The organism is Vibrio sp. 1069, assembly GCF_033340555.1.
Window position 1 is genome coordinate 1 of record NZ_JAWOWP010000762.1, and the last position, 559, is coordinate 559.

Below are 559 nucleotides of genomic sequence, written 5' to 3' on the forward strand. Positions count from 1 at the left end.
CCTTTTGGCGGACGGTTACGACCGCGTGTTTCAACGCGAACGCGTACTTCGCCACGTTTGTTCGCGATAACCACTTCTTCACCGCGACGTACGTTGCGCGCTTTCGCATCTTCTGGGTGCATGTAACACACCGCATCCGGTACTGCTTTGTATAGCTCAGGTACACGACGTGTCATGGTACCAGTGTGCCAGTGCTCAAGAACACGGCCTGTACATAGCCATAGGTCGAATTCTGAATCTGGCACTTCTGGTGGCGCTTCGTACGGTGCAGAGATGATCTTCGCTTTACCGTCCGCATTGCCGTAGAAATCCCAACCAGAACCCGCTTTCGCGTATGGGTCCGAGCCTTCTTTGAAGCGCCATTGTGTCTCTTTACCATCAACGACTGGCCAGCGTAGACCGCGTACGGTGTGGTACACATCGTATGGTGCTAAGTCATGACCATGGCCGCGGCCGAACGTTGCGTATTCTTCAAACAGACCTTTTTGAACGTAGAAACCGAAGTGGTGCGAATCGTCGTTCAGTTCGCGAGCCTCTTCAAGCGGGAACTTGTCAACTT

General features: G+C 53.3%; 1 protein-coding gene. It reads right to left on the reverse strand.

The annotated features are described in order from the left end of the window. Window positions 1–559, reverse strand: a 559-nt coding sequence (locus R7040_RS28915) for a molybdopterin dinucleotide binding domain-containing protein (RefSeq protein ID WP_318097961.1), incomplete at both ends; no start/stop codon positions are given.